General features: G+C 31.5%; 15 protein-coding genes and 1 tRNA gene. 8 read left to right on the top strand and 8 right to left on the bottom strand.

Annotated features, from left to right (window positions below; all coding sequences use genetic code 11):
* Positions 1-216: 216 nt before the first annotated feature.
* Together G8C43_RS00905 and G8C43_RS00910 are read right to left on the bottom strand one after the other, a co-directional pair.
* A tRNA-Ile gene (locus G8C43_RS00905) sits at positions 217-290 on the bottom strand.
* Positions 291-412: 122 nt separating this feature from the next.
* A complete protein-coding gene (locus G8C43_RS00910; protein ID WP_055425808.1) occupies positions 413-1279 on the bottom strand; it encodes an RNA polymerase sigma factor RpoD/SigA in 867 nt (288 codons plus the stop codon).
* Between the two features lie 178 nt (positions 1280-1457).
* Here G8C43_RS00910 and G8C43_RS00915 point away from each other — a divergent pair, with 178 nt between their 5' ends.
* The 4 genes from G8C43_RS00915 to G8C43_RS00930 all read left to right on the top strand — a co-directional run bounded on the left by G8C43_RS00915 (position 1458) and on the right by G8C43_RS00930 (position 4762).
* Positions 1458-2402, top strand: a complete 945-nt coding sequence (locus tag G8C43_RS00915; protein ID WP_185149971.1) for a LysR substrate-binding domain-containing protein — start codon at positions 1458-1460, stop codon at positions 2400-2402.
* A 160-nt stretch (positions 2403-2562) separates the two neighbouring features.
* Positions 2563-3615 carry an NAD(P)/FAD-dependent oxidoreductase gene (locus G8C43_RS00920; protein WP_166003436.1) on the top strand — a complete coding sequence of 351 codons (1053 nt, stop codon included), beginning with the start codon at positions 2563-2565 and terminating at the stop codon, positions 3613-3615.
* A gap of 14 nt (positions 3616-3629) precedes the next feature.
* The gene (locus G8C43_RS00925) at positions 3630-3962 is read left to right on the top strand and encodes a 2Fe-2S iron-sulfur cluster-binding protein (protein ID WP_105297415.1); all 333 of its coding nucleotides are present in this window, start codon (positions 3630-3632) and stop codon (positions 3960-3962) included.
* A 26-nt stretch (positions 3963-3988) separates the two neighbouring features.
* Positions 3989-4762 carry a TIGR02757 family protein gene (locus G8C43_RS00930; RefSeq protein WP_255490391.1) on the top strand — a complete coding sequence of 258 codons (774 nt, stop codon included), beginning with the start codon at positions 3989-3991 and terminating at the stop codon, positions 4760-4762.
* On the opposite strand, the gene G8C43_RS00935 is transcribed toward G8C43_RS00930, so the two are convergent.
* Positions 4759-5607, bottom strand: a complete 849-nt coding sequence (locus G8C43_RS00935) for a DMT family transporter (RefSeq protein ID WP_166003438.1) — start codon at positions 5605-5607, stop codon at positions 4759-4761. The genes G8C43_RS00930 and G8C43_RS00935 overlap by 4 nt on opposite strands.
* 293 nt (positions 5608-5900) lie before the next feature.
* Between G8C43_RS00935 and G8C43_RS00940 the strand changes: the two genes are divergently transcribed.
* Together G8C43_RS00940 and rsgA are read left to right on the top strand one after the other, a co-directional pair.
* Positions 5901-6977, top strand: a complete 1077-nt coding sequence (locus G8C43_RS00940; RefSeq protein ID WP_166003440.1) for a bifunctional 3-deoxy-7-phosphoheptulonate synthase/chorismate mutase type II — start codon at positions 5901-5903, stop codon at positions 6975-6977.
* A gap of 66 nt (positions 6978-7043) precedes the next feature.
* On the top strand, positions 7044-7958 hold the full coding sequence (gene rsgA / locus G8C43_RS00945) for a ribosome small subunit-dependent GTPase A (RefSeq protein WP_166003442.1): 915 nt from the start codon (positions 7044-7046) through the stop codon (positions 7956-7958).
* 93 nt (positions 7959-8051) lie between these two features.
* On the opposite strand, the gene G8C43_RS00950 is transcribed toward rsgA, so the two are convergent.
* The 5 genes from G8C43_RS00950 to G8C43_RS00970 all read right to left on the bottom strand — a co-directional run bounded on the left by G8C43_RS00950 (position 8052) and on the right by G8C43_RS00970 (position 15534).
* Positions 8052-9440 (bottom strand): efflux transporter outer membrane subunit, encoded by a 1389-nt coding sequence (locus G8C43_RS00950; RefSeq protein WP_160542401.1) that lies wholly within the window; start codon positions 9438-9440, stop codon positions 8052-8054.
* Positions 9441-9465: 25 nt separating this feature from the next.
* Positions 9466-12621, bottom strand: coding sequence for an efflux RND transporter permease subunit (locus tag G8C43_RS00955; RefSeq protein WP_160542259.1), 3156 nt, complete (start codon positions 12619-12621; stop codon positions 9466-9468).
* A gap of 57 nt (positions 12622-12678) precedes the next feature.
* On the bottom strand, positions 12679-13827 hold the full coding sequence (locus G8C43_RS00960; RefSeq protein ID WP_160542258.1) for an efflux RND transporter periplasmic adaptor subunit: 1149 nt from the start codon (positions 13825-13827) through the stop codon (positions 12679-12681).
* Between the two features lie 2 nt (positions 13828-13829).
* On the bottom strand, positions 13830-14363 hold the full coding sequence (locus G8C43_RS00965) for a MarR family winged helix-turn-helix transcriptional regulator (RefSeq protein ID WP_105297421.1): 534 nt from the start codon (positions 14361-14363) through the stop codon (positions 13830-13832).
* Positions 14364-14664: 301 nt separating this feature from the next.
* Positions 14665-15534 (bottom strand): mechanosensitive ion channel family protein, encoded by an 870-nt coding sequence (locus tag G8C43_RS00970; protein WP_160542257.1) that lies wholly within the window; start codon positions 15532-15534, stop codon positions 14665-14667.
* Positions 15535-15927: 393 nt separating this feature from the next.
* On the opposite strand from G8C43_RS00970, the gene rbfA reads away from it, so the two are divergent.
* Both rbfA and G8C43_RS00980 read left to right on the top strand, forming a co-directional pair.
* Positions 15928-16287 carry a 30S ribosome-binding factor RbfA gene (gene rbfA, locus G8C43_RS00975; protein WP_160542256.1) on the top strand — a complete coding sequence of 120 codons (360 nt, stop codon included), beginning with the start codon at positions 15928-15930 and terminating at the stop codon, positions 16285-16287.
* A gap of 3 nt (positions 16288-16290) precedes the next feature.
* Positions 16291-17472: an ABC transporter permease gene (locus tag G8C43_RS00980; RefSeq protein WP_160549983.1), complete on the top strand. Its 1182-nt coding sequence runs from the start codon at positions 16291-16293 to the stop codon at positions 17470-17472.
* Positions 17473-17514: the final 42 nt, after the last annotated feature.

Genomic DNA, 17514 nt, shown 5'->3' on the forward strand with positions numbered 1-17514 from the left:
ATTTTATCAAAATCAACTAGAGTATATTTAATTTATAATTTTACATATGATCAAAATTTAAGATATGAATTTTTATTAAGTAGAATATAACTTTCTATAGAAATTCTAATTTAAGTAATTGTATTTGGGAAATTGAATTAATTGAAGTAATTAATTATATGAATAAATAATAATACAAAAAAATCCTTACAACTTTGTAAGGATTTTAATTTAATGTGGTCCCACTTGGGCTCGAACCAAGGACCCTCTGATTATGAGTCAGATGCTCTAACCAACTGAGCTATGGGACCGCTGCTGCTTTGCGTTTGCAAATATAGTTAATTAATTTATTACTGCAAATTTTAAATACAAAAAATAAAGGCTATTTATACAATAAATAGCCTTTGTGCTTTAGTATCAGGTAAATAAAAAATTATTTTCCTAAATAAGATTTTAAAATTTTACTTCTACTGGTATGTTTTAATCGGCGAATAGCTTTTTCTTTTATTTGTCTAACCCTTTCACGAGTAAGGTCAAAAGTTTCACCAATTTCTTCTAAGGTCATCGGATGTTGACCGCTTAAACCGAAATATAAACGGATTAAATCGGCTTCTCTTTGAGTTAAGGTAGAAAGAGATCTTTCAATTTCAATCTGAAGAGATTCCAACATCAATTCTTTATCAGGACTTGGAGATTCACCCGAACGTAAAACGTCGTATAAATTAGAATCTTCCCCTTCCACTAAAGGAGCATCCATAGATAAGTGGCGACCTGAATTTTTCATGGATTCTTTAATATCGTCCTCACTCATATCCAATACCTCACTTAATTCGGCAGCAGAGGGAGCCCTTTCATGTTCTTGTTCAAGATGGGCATATGCTTTATTAATCTTATTAATAGAACCGATTTTGTTTAAGGGCAGACGTACAATTCTGGATTGTTCTGCTAATGCTTGAAGTATGGATTGACGAATCCACCAAACAGCATAAGAAATGAATTTGAAACCTCGGGTTTCATCAAAGCGTTTAGCCGCTTTAATTAATCCTAAATTTCCTTCATTAATTAAGTCAGGTAAACTAAGTCCTTGATTTTGGTATTGTTTAGCCACAGAAACAACAAACCTCAGGTTTGCTTTAGTTAATTTTTCCAAAGCCACCCTGTCACCCGCTTTAATACGCTGTGCCAAATCAACTTCTTCATCAGCAGTAATTAGATCCACTTTTCCAATTTCTTGTAAATACTTGTCAAGAGAGGCTGTTTCTCTGTTCGTTACCTGCTTAGTAATCTTTAATTGTCTCATTTAATAGTAACTCTTTTTATCTTAAACAAAAGTAGATGAACTTTTTACTCACCTACAAATTATACTTACTTATTATATATACGAAAATTACTTGTAAAAGGTTACAATACCTGCATTAATTTGTGAATATTTCGAATAATCTTGTTAAATTGCAAAGAATAATTAAATATTATCTTAAATGATAACCTTAATTCAACTGCAATATGTATTAACTGTTGCCGAATATAAAAATTTTACGATAGCAGCAGAAAAAGCTTTCGTAAGTCAGCCTACTTTGAGTATGCAGATACAAAAGCTTGAAAAAACGTTACGAGTTGAGCTTTTCGACAGAACAACCAATCCTATAAAAATAACTCCTATAGGAAAGAAAATTGTAGAACAGGCCAAGATAATTTTATCAGAAGCTAATAAATTATCACAAATTGTAGAAGAAGATAAAAAAAGTATGAACGGAACGGTTGTCATTGGTATTATACCAACAATAACCCCCACCTTAGTGCCACTTTTCTATAAAACTTTCAGGAGTAAATACCCGGAATCCGACTTGGTTATTAAAGAAATGAAAACTGAGGACATTTTAAAAGGCATTAAAGAAGGCTATTTGGATTTTGGAATTGCAAGTACACCTTTACATGACAATCAAATTATTGAAAAGCCTATTTATAAAGAGCCATTAGTAGCTTACGTTTCTCCGCAAGATGCTAAAATGTATAAAGAAACAGTTTTAGATGTTGATAAATTAGACTTTAATTATCTTTTAATGTTGGAAGAAGGCCATTGCTTCCGAGATGTAGTGTTGGATCTTTGCAAGCATAGAGAAGCCATTAATTCTAATATAAAATTAGAAGGAGGAAGTTTTACTACATTGATTAACCTTGTAAATGAAGGGTTCGGATTTACCATTTTACCTTTATTAGAATCTGAAAATTTATCGGAAGAAGAAAAGAAAAATATAAGATATTTTTCATCTTCACCCTCCAGGGAAATATCATTAATTTATTCAACCAATCAAATTAGAACGACTTTTGCAGAGAAATTTGTGGATTTAATTAAAAGTATTTTAAGAGGGAAATTGTTTTTGGAAGATAAAATAGAACATAAGCCCCAATTAAAAGTAATTTAATATTTATTTGGAAATAAGTTATCTGTAAGTTTCAGCATTATTTAAAAATGTTTTATCATTTAGAAGATAAAAAATATATAACTTATTTTACTTAGAAGAAATAGATTTTAAATAAACCTTGTATACATTGTTATTATATAAAAATATTTAGTAAAAAATTATGATTGAAACAGATATTTTGATAATAGGAGCAGGTCCTACAGGACTTTTTGCTGTATTTGAAGCGGGATTATTAAAATTAAGATGTCATATTATTGATGCGCTTCCAAACATTGGAGGGCAATTAACAGAACTCTATCCTAAAAAACCGATCTTTGATATTCCGGGATATCCTTCCATTCAGGCAGGTGAATTAGTTAAAAATTTACATGAGCAAATCAAACAATTTCAACCCGGGTTTACTCTAAATGAAACAGCTAAAACCATTGATAAACAAGCAGACGGAACTTTTATTGTTACTACAGATAAAGGTACTCGACATCATGCAAAAGCCGTGGCGATTGCAGCCGGATTAGGGAGTTTTGAACCTAGAAAACCTTTGATAGATAATATTGCCGATTATGAAGAAAAAGGAGTTGAATACTTTGTAAAAGATCCGGAAAAATATAAGGATAAAAAAATAGTAATTGCCGGAGGAGGTGATTCGGCGTTGGATTGGACCATTGTTTTAGCAGATATCGCTAAAGAAGTAACATTAGTACATCGTAGAAATGAATTTAGAGGCGCTTTGGATTCCGTTGAGAAAGTTCAATCATTAAAAAATCAAGGAAAAGTAAATTTAATCACTCCTGCCGAAATTGTAGGAATTAAGGGGAACGGTAAGGTAGAATCCTTAGTTATTGAAAAAGAAGGGCAAACCTTTGATAAAGAAGTGGATTATTTTATTCCATTATTTGGCCTTATTCCTAAATTAGGACCTATTGCCGATTGGGGATTGGAAATTGAAAAAAATGCTATCAAGGTAAATAATGCGTTGGACTACCAAACCAATATTGAGGGGATTTATGCCATTGGAGATATCAATATATATCCTGGAAAATTAAAATTAATTCTTTGCGGTTTTCATGAGGCCACCTTGATGTGTCAAAGTATTTACAGTAAAATATATCCCGACAGAAAATACGTTTTAAAATATACTACCGTTGGTGGTGTACAAGGATTTGACGGAACAGTAAAAGAAGCAGAAAAACCGGTTGTTAAATCAATTCAGTAATTTTAACAAATTATATGTCAGAAGTAACCATCAATATCACCGATAGGGAAGGAAATAAACATGCGGTTTCAGCGCCGACGGATATGTCCATGAATATCATGGAATTAATACGAGCTTATGAATTAGTGCCTGAAGGAACGATTGGAATTTGTGGAGGTATGGCGATGTGTGCATCATGCCAAATCTATATTTTGAGCAACAATATTCCTTTACCGGAAAAAGGAGATGAGGAAGAGGCCATGCTCTCAGAAGCATTTCATGTTAAAGAAAATAGTCGCTTAGGATGTCAGATTCCAATTACCAATGATCTAAATGGGTTAGAAATTCAAATCGCTCCTTTTAGCTAATTTACATTATTGGGTAAATAATTAACGTGGAAAAAATTCTGAAATTGAAGCCCTTTTTAGATGAAAAGGTAGAACAATATAATACACTCAATTTTATTGAAACAGATCCCATTCAAATTCCTCATCGATTTAGTAAAAAAGAAGATATTGAAATTTCAGGTTTTCTAACAGCAATTATAGCCTGGGGAAACAGGAAGTCTATAATTAAAAATGCAGAAAAAATAATGCATTTTTTAGACCATGCACCCCATGATTTTATCTTAAATCATGCTTTTCAAGATTTAAAAAAGATTGAAGGAAGTATACACAGAACTTTTAATTCTCACGATTTAGTGTTTTTTATCAAATCTCTGCAAAATATTTATAAAAATCACGGAGGACTTGAAAAAGTTTTTTCTGCAGAGAAAGAAGAGGAAGACACTTTCTTAGTAATAGAACGATTTAGAGAACGATTTTTCGAAATAGAACATTTACAGCGAACCCAAAAACATATAAGCAGTCCGGCCAAAAATTCATCAGCTAAGAGAATTAATATGTTTCTTCGATGGATGGTACGAAACGATCCTAATAAAGTTGATTTTGGATTATGGAATTCCATTTCTCCATCCCAATTGGTTTGTCCACTGGATGTACATTCCGGTAATGTGGCAAGATCTTTAAATTTGTTGTCCAGAACTCAAAATGATTGGAAATCGGTTTCCCTTCTCATGAAAAATTTAAAAATGCTGGATGCTAATGATCCCGTGAAATATGATTTTGCCTTATTCGGACTGGGAGTTTTCGAAAAATTTTCAAGTTAAGTGGATAAAGAAATTATTGTAATGGCTGCAAGCGCAAGTACCAATCCCAAATAATTAAGTTTATTCATTTTTTCCTTAAAAACTAATATTCCCACTAAGCTGCCCAATATTATTACTCCTAAATTCATCGAAGCAAAAACAAGAGATGGATTATCTTTAAAAGTTTGATGCGCTTTTAAATAAAAATATACATTTCCGAAATTAAAAATACCTAAAGCAATTCCCCATAAAATTTCTTTAAAAGTAAACCGTATTTTTTGCGCAAAAGTAATAATACAACCAACTATAAAAGAACCAATGAATATAAAAAAGGTGGAAGTCGTAAACGAAAAATTTTGATTTACCGCTATTAACTTATATAAGATGTTAATAATTCCTAATCCGAAAAATATAAGAATAAGGAGGTACAATTTAGTATAAGGAAAAGTTTGATCTCCTTTTTTAGCGTAAAATATAAAGAGTATTGAGATAAATCCAATCAATAAACCCAAGATTTTAAGAGAATTGATAGACTCATTAAAAAATAAAAAAGAAGCGCTCACTGTTAATAGTAAAGACATTCTTTGCGCTATGTCCGTTCGTGCAATTCCCGTATATTTAATAGATTCTGCAATCAATAAAAAAACTACGGGCATTAAAATACTCATCAGAAAATAAATGAGCCACGGAGCCGATGAATAATTTAAAGAAGGTAGATCGGGTTTGAAAAGTATATAGCAAAAAATTGCTGAAAATAAATAATTGTACGTAATCACTAAAGAAACCCCTTTGGATTTCTTATTATATAGTTTTAATAGGATTGAAACAACTATATTGAAAAAAATACTAATTATAATTTCTTTCATAATTTTTTAAATAGTTAACAAAAATACAATTACAAATTCTAATTTTTTTGAAAAGCAAACTATAATTAATAAAATTTATCAGCTATCATGTAAACTTATCAAACATGAATAATTTAAAACTCATATTTCGTATGGAAGAAAAACGAAGAAGCAAATTATTTTATTTCATTCTCTTTTGCAGTTTTTACTAAAAAACTTCTCATATAAACATAAAAAATTCATTTAAAATGCAAAATACTTTATGACATTTAATAAAAAAATTTTAGATTTACATACTTTTAGAAAACATATTTATGAGTTTACAAGATTTAGACCAGAATTGGATTAAACAATTCGAAAAGCCTTTAGTAATTGCGGGGCCGTGCAGTGCAGAAAGTGAAAAGCAAGTTATGGAAATAGCTGAGCGAATGGATCGGAATTATATGCAGGTGTTTCGTGCCGGAATTTGGAAACCTCGTACTAAACCCGGAAGCTTTGAAGGGGTAGGGGCTATAGGTCTTAATTGGCTTAAAAGGGTAAAAGATGAATTTAATATGCCTATAGCTACGGAAGTAGCGAATGCTTCTCATGCTAAATTAGCTTTGGAATTTGATGTGGATTATCTTTGGATCGGAGCTCGTTCAACTGTAAACCCTTTTACCATACAAGAAATAGCAGAATCTTTACGAGATACAGATAAAATTGTTTTAGTTAAAAATCCTGTTAATCCTGATTTAGATTTATGGATCGGGGCATTGGAAAGATTGGCTGCTCAAGGAATTAAAAATTTAGGGGTTATTCATAGAGGTTTTTCTTCACACAATAAATCAAAATATAGAAATAACCCTCAATGGCAGATAGCCTTAGAACTTAAAGACCGATTCCCCAATATTCCTATTTTAGGAGATCCGTCACATATAACAGGAAGAAGAGATTTAATTGCAGAAGTTGCTCAACAAGCTTTTAACTTAGAATATAACGGATTAATGGTTGAAGTTCATAATAATCCGGATGAAGCTTGGAGTGATGCCAAACAACAAATTACGCCTGAAGCCTTGAAGGATATTTTGGTAGATATTATTTTGCGAAAAAAGAATGATAACTCGGATGATTTTTCAGCCAAATTAAACCGATATAGAGGAGAAATAGATGAGTTGGATAATCAATTGTTAGGTTTATTAGCAGCCAGAATGGATGTTGCAATAAAGATCGGAAATCTTAAAAAAGAACATAATGTGGCTATATTTCAACCCGATCGATGGAATGTGTTAAAAAACTTAGCCATTCGCAATGGAGAAAGAATGGGATTATCAGAAGATTTTTTAGAACATCTTTTAGTTTCCATTCATAAAGAATCCGTTGAATTGCAGAATAAAATTATGGAAGAATAATCATAAGTTTTAGATAGTACTAAAAATGCATCAATTTAGGATGCATTTTTTTTATATTTTTGAGTTATGAATGAAGCAATCGTATTAAAATCTACAGGAAGTTGGTATTTGGTAAAAGACATAACTACGGGAAAAGTTTATGATGCTCGAATTCGCGGGAAATTTAAAAAAGATAAAATTAGAAATACCAATCCGTTAGCTGTAGGAGATCGCATACAATACGAATTAGAAGATCATGATATTGCTTGGATAACGAAAATTTATCCTCGAAAAAATTATATTATTCGCAAATCGGTTAATTTATCTAAAGAAACACATATTATAGCATCCAATATAGATTTGGCTTGTATAGTTTTTACTCTAAAACATCCTCAAACTTCTTTAGGTTTTTTAAACAGATGCTTAATCACTTGTGAAGCCTATCAAATTCCTGTTTTGATTGTGTTTAATAAAATCGATTTGTTATCCGAAACGGAGTTAGATGAATTGCAAGAGATTGAAAATATATATCAAAATATTGGATATTCAACTTTACGAATTTCTGCATTGACCAATCTTCATATAGAAGAGTTGAAAAATAAAATCAAAAATAAAATTTCAGTATTTATAGGACATTCAGGAAGTGGAAAATCTTCTACCATCAATGCTTTACAAGAAAATTTAAATTTAAAAGTAGCGACTATATCAAATTATAATGAAAAAGGGAAACACACCACCACATTTGCGCAAATGTATGAGTGGGATTTTGGGGGGGCAATAATTGACATACCCGGAATTAAAGAATTTGAATTAGTAGACATTCATAAAGAAGAATTACAAGATTATTTTCCCGAAATTTTACGCGAAAAGGTTTATTGCAAGTATAATAATTGCTTACATATCAATGAACCGCAATGTGCCGTTATTGAAGCAGTCAAGGAAGGTAGAATATCAGAAAAAAGATACTCACATTATTTAAAGTTAATGCAAGAATTAAAATAATACGTGTGTTTTAGCATACCGGTAATTTACATCATAAAATAAAAAGTCGGATTTTTATAAAATCCGACTTTTTTAATACATTACATCTTTGGTTTAGTTAACACCTCCACCTAAAGCTTTGTAAAGGTTAATTGAAGCTTGTAATTGTTGAAGTTTATCATTTACTTGACTTAGTCTTGCATTTAATAAGTCTCTTTCAGCATTTAAAACTTCTGTATAATTAGCATCGCTGTATATTAATAATTGTTTAGTATAATCAACAGATTTAACTAAAGAATTTATCTGTAAACTTCTGTCGTAGTCTTTACTTTTAGCTTTTTCATAAGCAAATAAAGCATTAGAAACTTCAACACTTGAATTTAAAACCGAATTTTTGAAATTAAGCAAGGCTTCTTCTTGTTGAGCTTGTCTTATTCTCAGTTGGCTTCTTAATTTTCCTTGATTAAAAATAGGTTGTGTTAAACCTCCTACCACACTTGCAAAAAGACTGGAGTGATCAAAGAAATTATCTAAATTCTTTAAGGTAGAATACCCTGCATTACCGGTAATTGTTAAAGAAGGATATAAAGATGCTTTCGCAACATTGGTATCTTCAAATGCAGCACGATACGCAAGTTCATACATCATTACATCAGGTCTTTTAGACAATAATTGAGCAGGCACTCCATAGTCAAATTGACTAGGAACTGTTTGTTGTGCCATTGAAGATCTTTGTATAGGTCCGGGAGTTCTTCCCAATAAATAACAGATGTTGTTTTCCAAAGCTTTGATATTATTTTCCAAATCAGGAACACTCACTTGAGTAGAGTATAATAAAGCTCTGCTTTGTTCAACAGCTGCACCGGTTACTATGTTAGCTTCTTTTAGATCTTCCATAGTTTTCACATTATCTTCTAATAATTTAATGGTGTTTAGCGTTATTTTCAATTGTTCATCTTGAGCAATTAGAGAATAATAATTATTTGCAATATTTGCCACTAAAGAAGTTTGAACTAAACGTCTATACGCATCACTTTGAAGATAAGAAGCTAAAGCTGATCTTTTGGCACTGGAAATTTTTCCCCAAATGTCAAGCTCCCAGCTTGCAGATGCTCCCAATTGGAAAACTTCTGAATGAGTTTTAACTCCGTTTCCTTGAACAGTATTTAATTTACTGTTAGAATAAGAAGCGTCTGCAGACAAACTAGGTAAATAACCTAGTTTGGCAGAACGAAGCGCAGCTTCTGTTTGTTTTATTCTCGTAACAGCAATTTTTAAATCATAACTGTTTTGAATACCTTCATTAATCAAGCTTTGCAAATTAGGATCTTTGAAGTAATCACTCCAAGGAATATCTGCAATAGTAGTACTATCTTTAACAGGCATATCCCTGTACAATTGATTATCGGTTATCTGAGGTTTCTCATATTTAGCGGTAATACATGAACTAAGTACTACGGAAACTAATAATAAGGTTGTATATTGAATTGGTCGAATTTTCATTCTTAATTCTTTTATTTTGTTATACTTATTCATCATCATCATCATCGTTATCGTTTTGTTCTCTTAAAACCACGGAAGGTTTATGCGTTGCCTTTTCCTGTAAAGATTGGAATACAGCAAACAGCATAGGAGTAACTACTAATCCAATTACAGTACCAATTAACATACCACCAATAGCAGCTGTACCGATTGAACGGTTACCAACAGCCCCTGCACCGGTTGCTACCATTAACGGGAATAATCCGAAAATAAATGCAAAGGAGGTCATTAATATAGGTCTTAAACGGGCAACGGCACCTTCAACGGCAGCATCAATGATACTCATTCCATGCTCTCTTCGTTGAACCGCATACTCTACAATCAAAATAGAGTTTTTCGCTAATAATCCGATAAGCATAATTAAACTAATCTGTAAATAAATATTGTTTGTAATTCCGAATAATTTAGCGAATAAGAAAGCCCCTGCTAAACCAATAGGTAAAGAAATGATAATAGCTAAAGGTAAAATGTAGCTTTCATATAAAGCTGATAATAAGAAATATACGAAAATCAAACACAATAAGAATATATAAACAGTTTGTGAACCACTGTTGTTCACTTGCTCTCTGGTCATTCCTGAATATTCGAAAGAATATCCTTGAGGAAGCGTTTGTTTAGCAACTTCTTCAATAGCTCTAACCGCATCACCGGCACTATATCCTGCATTGGGTTGTCCATTTACAGGTATGGATTGGTAAAGGTTAAATCTTTGTAGAGATTGCGGACCGTACACTCTAGTCAAGGTAATAAATCCGGCAATTGGTGCCATTTCACCACTATTGGTCCTTACATACATTCCATTAAGATCTTCCACATTTTTTCTGTATTTAGGATCTGCCTGGATCATAACCTTATATTGTTTACCGAATTCATTGTAATTAGAAGCATATACACCACCAATATATCCTTGTAACGCACCTAAAATATCTGTTACGGCTAAACCGGCTTGTTTAACTTTAGCAACATTTACATTAATTTGGTATTGAGGATAGTTCGGGTTGAATGAAGTAGTTGCATACATGATTTCAGGTCGTTGATTTAACGCTCCTAAGAACTTACCGCTGATTTCAGAGAATTTACGGATATCACCTCCGGTTTTATCTTGAATTTGGAATTCAAATCCGTTACTGATACCGAAACCTTGAAGGGTAGGAGTTCCGAAGAAGATAATCTTACCACCTTGTATTCCTGCTGTTCTAATGAACAGTTGTTTTACTACATCGTTTATTTGGATTTTAGGACGCTCTTTCCACGGTTTTAATTTTACTAATATTACGGAGTAGTTTCCTCCCGCACCACTAATAAAGCTCATACCGTTAATTTGAGCAACATTGGATACTCCTTCAATTCCTTTCGCAACTTCAAATACTTGTTTAGCAATAGCTGTTGATTGCTCAAGTGTTGAAGCCGGAGGAAGACTTATATCCCCGATGATAAATCCACTATCTTCTTGAGGTACAAAGTCGGTAGGAGTTGTTTTCATTAGAAAATATAAAATTCCGCAGAAAACTATAATAATTGCAAATGCAGACCATTTAGCTTTAGAGGTCCAAATTAAAACTTTTTTATATCTGTTGGTTAAACTTTCAAAAGCTCCGTTGAATCCGTCTTTTAATTTTTTAACAACAGAATTTTGTTTTTTGTCATCATGAGGTTTTAATAATAATGCACATAATGCAGGACTCAACGTAAGCGCATTAATCGCAGAAAGTACAATAGAAACCGCTAAGGTTAACCCGAATTGTTTATAGAAAACTCCTGAAGTTCCACCAATAAAACTAACCGGAATAAACACCGCAGACATTACTAATGTGATAGCTACAATTGCTCCCGCTATTTCGTCCATCGCATGTAAAGAAGCTTTTTTAGCATCTTTCATTCCGTCTTCCAATTTAGCATGGACGGCCTCGACGACCACAATCGCGTCATCCACCACGATACCAATTGCCAAAATTAATGCGAATAAGGTTAAAATATTAATGGTAAATCCAAATATTAACAAGAAGAAGAATGTACCTACGATAGCCACGATAACTGAAATGGCAGGAATCAAAGTAGATCGTAAATCTTGTAAGAATACCAAAACAACGATAAATACTAATACGAATGCTTCAAATAAGGTATGAATAACTTTTTCAATGGAAGCATTAAGGAAATCGTTCGCATTCATCATATATACAGTTTCTACTCCCGGAGGATAAGAACTTTTTGCATTATCTAAAACTTTTTCAACTTCGTTGATAATTTGTTGTGCATTAGAACCTGCAGTTTGCGCAATACTGATAATTACAGATGGATTTCCGTCGATGGTAGAAGTAATTTGATAGTTTTCAGAACCAACTTCCACTCTTGCTATATCTTTTAATCGTAAAACATCTCCATTTGGAAGAGATTTTAAAACCATATCACCGAATTGTTCAGTACTTACTAAACGACCGGTGTATTTTAACGTATAGGTAAATGTTTGTGCACTATTTTCACCTAATGCACCGGGAGCTGCTTCTAAGTTTTGCTCTGCTAATAAAGCATTTACGTCAGCAGGAGTAATACCGTAAGTTGCCATTACGTCAGGTTTCAACCATATACGCATGGAATAGGTATTAGCACCTCTCGCTTGAGCATCACCCACTCCGGAGATTCTTTTTATCTGAGGTAATATGTTAATGTTGGCATAGTTTTGTAAAAATTTTTGATCGTAGTTTTTACTTTTACTAACTAAACCGATAAACAAGATATTACTACTTTGTGTTTTTTGTACAATCACCCCGTTTTTGGTTACTTCCGATGGAAGTAAACTGTTGGCACGAGCTGCCAAGTTTTGAACGTTAACGGCAGCAATATCAGGGTTCGCATCTTGTTTAAAATAAACAGTAATGGTTGCACTACCGTCATTGGTTGCACTCGATGTTATATAAGTCATGTTTTCAACTCCATTGATTTGTTCTTCCAATGGAATAATAACACTTTTCATGACCACGTCGGCATTTGCTCCCGGATAGTTTGTAGTTACCTGTACCGTTGGCGGAGCAATTTCGGGATATTGGGCAACCGGTAGAGAAACTACCCCTAAAATACCCAGAATCACAATTATAATGGATATAACTGTGGAAAGAACGGGTCTTTCTATGAATGTTTTAAGCATTGTTTTATTTCTTTTTTATTATTTAAAGTTATAATACTTCTTTTTACTTTAAGAAAATTAAAGTTGAGGTTTGATCTCCATTCCCTCTTTTAAATTCTGGATTCCGTTAACAACTATTTTATCGTTTTCGTTTAATCCTGAATTTACGATAAAGGATTGTCCATCCGGTGTTGGAGTAACTTTTATGGTTACTTGTTTTACTTTATTATCTTTTTGTACCACGAAAACAAAAGTTTGACCTTGAATTTCAAAGGTTGCTTTTTGCGGGATAACCAAAGCATTTTCAACAGTTGTACTGATTCGTATGGATCCGGTTGAACCACTTCTTAAAATACCTTGCGGATTAGGAAAACTAGATCTGAAATTTGCAGAACCTGTAGAAGTGTTTACAATACCGTTGATAGTTTCAATTTTTCCTTTTTCATTGTATTCGGTACCATCAGCTAAAATTAAAGTCACCGGTTCGGATTTTTTGATTTTTTCTGCTTGAGTTGCACCCGGTGTATTTTTAAGGAAATCCAATAACTGTTTTTCGTTTAAAGAAAAATATACATATACATTGGAAGTATTCGCCACAGTGGTTAAGGTAGTGGTACTATTAACTAAACTACCTAAACGATAAGGTATGGAACCAACAATTCCATTAACCGGACTGGTAAGAACGGTATAAGATAAATTAGTGTTTGCAATAGCTAAAGCAGTTTGTGCTTGATTTAAAGCGGCACGTTTAGTCTGTAAAGCATATTGTGCAGATTCTAATTGATATTTACTTACAATTCCTTTTTCAACCAAAGGGGTGATTTTTGTTACATCCATAACTGCATTGTCAACTTGAGCTTTTGCAGTTTTAATGGCAGCTTCTGCATTCAATACATTTTGTTTGTATTGTGGAGCATCCAATGTAAATAAAACTTGTCCTTTTTTAACTACAGAACCTTCGTCTACATTAATTGTTTTAATGAATCCTTCAACCATTGGTCGAATTTCAATGTCTTCTTCACCTTTTATGGTTGCCGGATAATCTGTTTCCAAAACAGCAGTTTGTGAAGTAACTACTTTTACCGGATAGGGTAGCACTTGATTGGCTTGCCCGCCCATAGCAGCCATACCTGCTGCATTTTTCTTATCACCGCCACAAGACACATACAATGTGGATGTTGCAGCAGTGAATAGCAAAGCTATAATTTGTATTTTTCTGAGTTTCATATTTATGATTTTTCTAAATTATTGTTATTATTAAGTACGTATTCTTTACAACAGGTTTGTTTAATTTCATCAGCATAGATGTCATCATCTAAAAGAGTTACCAAATTTTGTTGAAATTGGTTTTGTTGATCTTTTAATGAACTAAAAAATGATGTATTGAATTTTTTTATAACCTTAGTTGCATTTTTAATAATTGTTTTTCCATCTTCTGTTAATGAAATTAGTTTAGTTCTCGAATCTTTTTTATTAAATTTTCTTTTGATCAAGCCTTTTTTTTGTAAAGTTCGTAAAACGGTAGAAGTAGTCATGGGATCAATACCCGCTTTATCTGAAAGACTTTTTTGAGTTACTTCAGTTTGGTTAGTTTCTCCCCATAAAATAGATAAAAGCAATACTAATTGGCTATGTGTCAAATCTAAGTGTTCAAAGTTTTTTTTAAATTCTCTTTGCCAAAGATTATTTACTTTCCAAAGCAGAAATCCTGTTTTGTCGCTATCGGTGATATTTAGGAGAAATCCCTTATAATTAGTTTGCATATTTTTTCGTTAACAAAAATTGAAAGTGCAAATATAATATGTATACTTACTAAAATGCAAATTATTGTTTGTTAAATTTATAAGTTTCCATATAATAAGTGTGCTTATTAATCGTGTTTTACAATATCAAATACTGGGCCAAAATGTATTTGACCTAAATATTTGACGGTGCAAATATATAGTTATTTTAACAATATGAATAAATTTTTAACTTAAATTTTTAAAGACATTCGTAAAATTTTTCAAAATAATTAAGTTAGTTTAAAGGGAAACTAGATTTTTAAAAAGCTAGTTTTAGCTATTAATTATCATTGGCCATATGCACGGTAAGCTGAGGGAATGGTATATTAATTTTGGCATGTGTAAATTTCTCATAAATGTTTTCATTAAGAAAGAAATAAACAGGCCAATAGTTGGATGATTCAACCCAAACCCTAATTACAAAGTCAATAGAGCTGTCATTTAATTTTAATAATCCAATGAAAGGTTCAGGAGACTTAAGTATGGAGGTATTAGATCTGATAATTTCATTAAGAATGTCTTTGACATCTTGAAGTGAAGTTCCATAATCAACCCCTATGGTTATATCTATTCTTCTTTGTGGTTGCGTTGAAAAATTAAGTATGGATCCTGTGGATAATGGTCCGTTAGGGATATATATGGTTTTATTGTCACCGGTGGTTAAAACTGTATATAATATACCAATGGATTGCACCACTCCTTCTTGATTTTGAGCTAAGATGTGATCTCCAATTTTTATAGGTTTGTTAAAAAGAATCATGACTCCTCCGGCAAAATTTCCAAGATTGTCTTTCATTGCCATACCAATAGCCAAACCGGCAGAAGCAATTAATGCAGCAAAGGAGGTGGTTTGAATTCCTAAAATTCCAATTATGGACAAAACCAACAAAATGGTTAGAGTAATATTACATAAACTTCCCAGAAATGACTTGACAGAAGGATCAATTTTTCTCCTTTCTAAAAATTTATGAAATAATTTTTCAATCCATTTTATTAAAAACCTTCCCAGGTAATAAACCACTAAGCAGGTAACAATCTTTATTCCCAGATCATAAACTAAATCAAGTAATTTATTTAGCAATTTTTCAATAGCTGTGGGATTGATTATTTCATTGGAAATTGATTGGTGATTTACTTGGTACAAATTCATTTTTAATTTATTATCTATTAATTATACATTATTATATATATAAGCAAAAATAATACTATTTTATAATTAAATCTTCGAGTTGTTAAGATATTAGTTAAAAACAGTTTATCCGTCTGAAATTTTTATTTGTTGAATGTTTCAAATTTTTCGGATAAATTATAATTTACCGTTTAATTTAATAGGACTTTATTTATTTTGATAATTAATTACTAAAATACATATAGTATATTATAAAAATTCATACGTATAAAATGAAAATTATTAATTACAAATTAATATAAATTATAGATATAATGTAGTGTTAGTAAAATAATTTTAAAAATTAAATAGAAATAAGATTATAAAATTAAAATTTTTGCAGTACTTAAAATTATCTAAATTTGTAAAATAGTTATGGAAAGCAATAGACAAAAGAAAATAAATCAATTATTACAAAAAGAGTTAGCTGAAATTTTTAGGAAACAATCAGCGGAGATGAATTCTAAAATACTAATATCTGTTACCGAAGTAAAAGTTTCTTCAGATTTAGGAGTGGCTAAAGTCTATTTAAGTATTTATCCGCAAGAGTACAGAGAGGCCTTAATGAAGGAAATACAAATTCTTAATCCAAAAATTAGAAAAATTTTAGGTAATAGAATTGCTAAACAGGTAAGGCAAGTTCCCGAATTGATATTTTATCTTGATGTAACCTTAGATACAGTTGAAAAGATAGAGAAAGCTTTAAAAGGCAAAGATGAAAATCCTATTTTGTAATTTGTGAAAAATCTATCCTGGTACATAGCCTTCAGGTATTTTATATCCAAAAAGAGCACTCAAGCTGTAAGTATCATTATGTATACTTCTTTAACGGCCATAGCGATTGCTACCTGTGCAATGTTTGTTATCCTTTCGGTGTTTAGTGGATTAGAGAGTTTTAATATTAAACTTTTTAGTGATGTTAATCCGGATCTAAGAATTTTACCGGCAACAGGCAAAACCTTGCCTGATATTGAAAGGGTTGAAAAAATTCTTTCTTCTCATTCAGAAGTTAAAGCATTTACGAAAGTCATAGAAGAGAAAGTATATGTCTTGTTTTATGAAAAGGATGAAATAGCATATCTTAAAGGGGTGGATGAAAATTTTTTGAAAGTTGTAAAAATCGATACTTGTTTTCAAGCGGGAAAATTTCCTAACACATCTTCCGATAATGAAGCAGCTTTTGGTAATGCTTTAGCCTATCGTCTGGGTGTTCCTATTGATAAAGAATATTACGCTTCTTTATATATGCCTAAGCCGGGGAAAAAATTGATATCTAATACGGATGATGCATTTAAAAAAGCAACGGTGCATATGACGGGGGTATTTGCTTTAAATGATCAATACGAAAATTATATTTTTGTACCCATACAGTTATCACGCAATCTTTTGAATTTACCTCCTAATAGTGCTTTTTCAATTGAATTAAAAGTTAAGAACAATGTAAAATCCTTGCAAAAGCAATTAAAAGACGAACTGGGAAAGAACTATATCATTCAAAATAGACAAGAGCAAGATGCTTCTTTTTTAAAAATGATGAAAGTAGAGCAATTGTTTATTTATTTAATATTTATTTTAGTAATTATAATTGCTTCATTTAATTTAGCGGGGGCTATTATTATTATTATATTGGATAAGAAATATCAATCAAAATCGCTTATTGCTTTAGGATATAGTATTTCAGGATTAAAAAAATTATTTTTTACCATTGGAATTATCATAACCATGTTTGGAGTAGTTATAGGTATAGTATTAGGAACCTTTTTGACTTGGTTACAATCTAATTTCGGACTAGTAATGGCAAATCCTTTTATGCCATTTCCGGTTAAATTCGATCTTACTAACTATCTTATTGTATTGATTACTGTATTATTTATAGGATTTTCTGTATCATTTTTATCGTCGAGAAAATTAAATTTTTAAAATGTTTTTTTATTTAAATAATTAATTTAATATTGTTCATTG

The organism is Apibacter sp. B2966 (assembly GCF_011082485.1).
Taxonomy (GTDB): Bacteria; Bacteroidota; Bacteroidia; order Flavobacteriales; family Weeksellaceae; genus Apibacter.

Bases quoted from the DNA above. Each gene is read 5' to 3' on its own strand.
- G8C43_RS00910 (WP_055425808.1), bottom strand. From the start codon at position 1,279: ATGAGACAATTAAAGATTACTAAGCAGGTAACGAACAGAGAAACAGCC.
- G8C43_RS00970 (WP_160542257.1), bottom strand. From the start codon at position 15,534: ATGAATTTGTACCAAGTAAATCACCAATCAATTTCCAATGAAATAATC.
- G8C43_RS00940 (WP_166003440.1), top strand. From the start codon at position 5,901: ATGAGTTTACAAGATTTAGACCAGAATTGGATTAAACAATTCGAAAAG.
- G8C43_RS00915 (WP_185149971.1), top strand. From the start codon at position 1,458: ATGATAACCTTAATTCAACTGCAATATGTATTAACTGTTGCCGAATAT.
- rsgA (WP_166003442.1), top strand. From the start codon at position 7,044: ATGAATGAAGCAATCGTATTAAAATCTACAGGAAGTTGGTATTTGGTA.
- G8C43_RS00925 (WP_105297415.1), top strand. From the start codon at position 3,630: ATGTCAGAAGTAACCATCAATATCACCGATAGGGAAGGAAATAAACAT.
- G8C43_RS00960 (WP_160542258.1), bottom strand. From the start codon at position 13,827: ATGAAACTCAGAAAAATACAAATTATAGCTTTGCTATTCACTGCTGCA.
- G8C43_RS00950 (WP_160542401.1), bottom strand. From the start codon at position 9,440: ATGAAAATTCGACCAATTCAATATACAACCTTATTATTAGTTTCCGTA.
- G8C43_RS00965 (WP_105297421.1), bottom strand. From the start codon at position 14,363: ATGCAAACTAATTATAAGGGATTTCTCCTAAATATCACCGATAGCGAC.
- G8C43_RS00935 (WP_166003438.1), bottom strand. From the start codon at position 5,607: ATGAAAGAAATTATAATTAGTATTTTTTTCAATATAGTTGTTTCAATC.
- G8C43_RS00920 (WP_166003436.1), top strand. From the start codon at position 2,563: ATGATTGAAACAGATATTTTGATAATAGGAGCAGGTCCTACAGGACTT.
- rbfA (WP_160542256.1), top strand. From the start codon at position 15,928: ATGGAAAGCAATAGACAAAAGAAAATAAATCAATTATTACAAAAAGAG.
- G8C43_RS00955 (WP_160542259.1), bottom strand. From the start codon at position 12,621: ATGCTTAAAACATTCATAGAAAGACCCGTTCTTTCCACAGTTATATCC.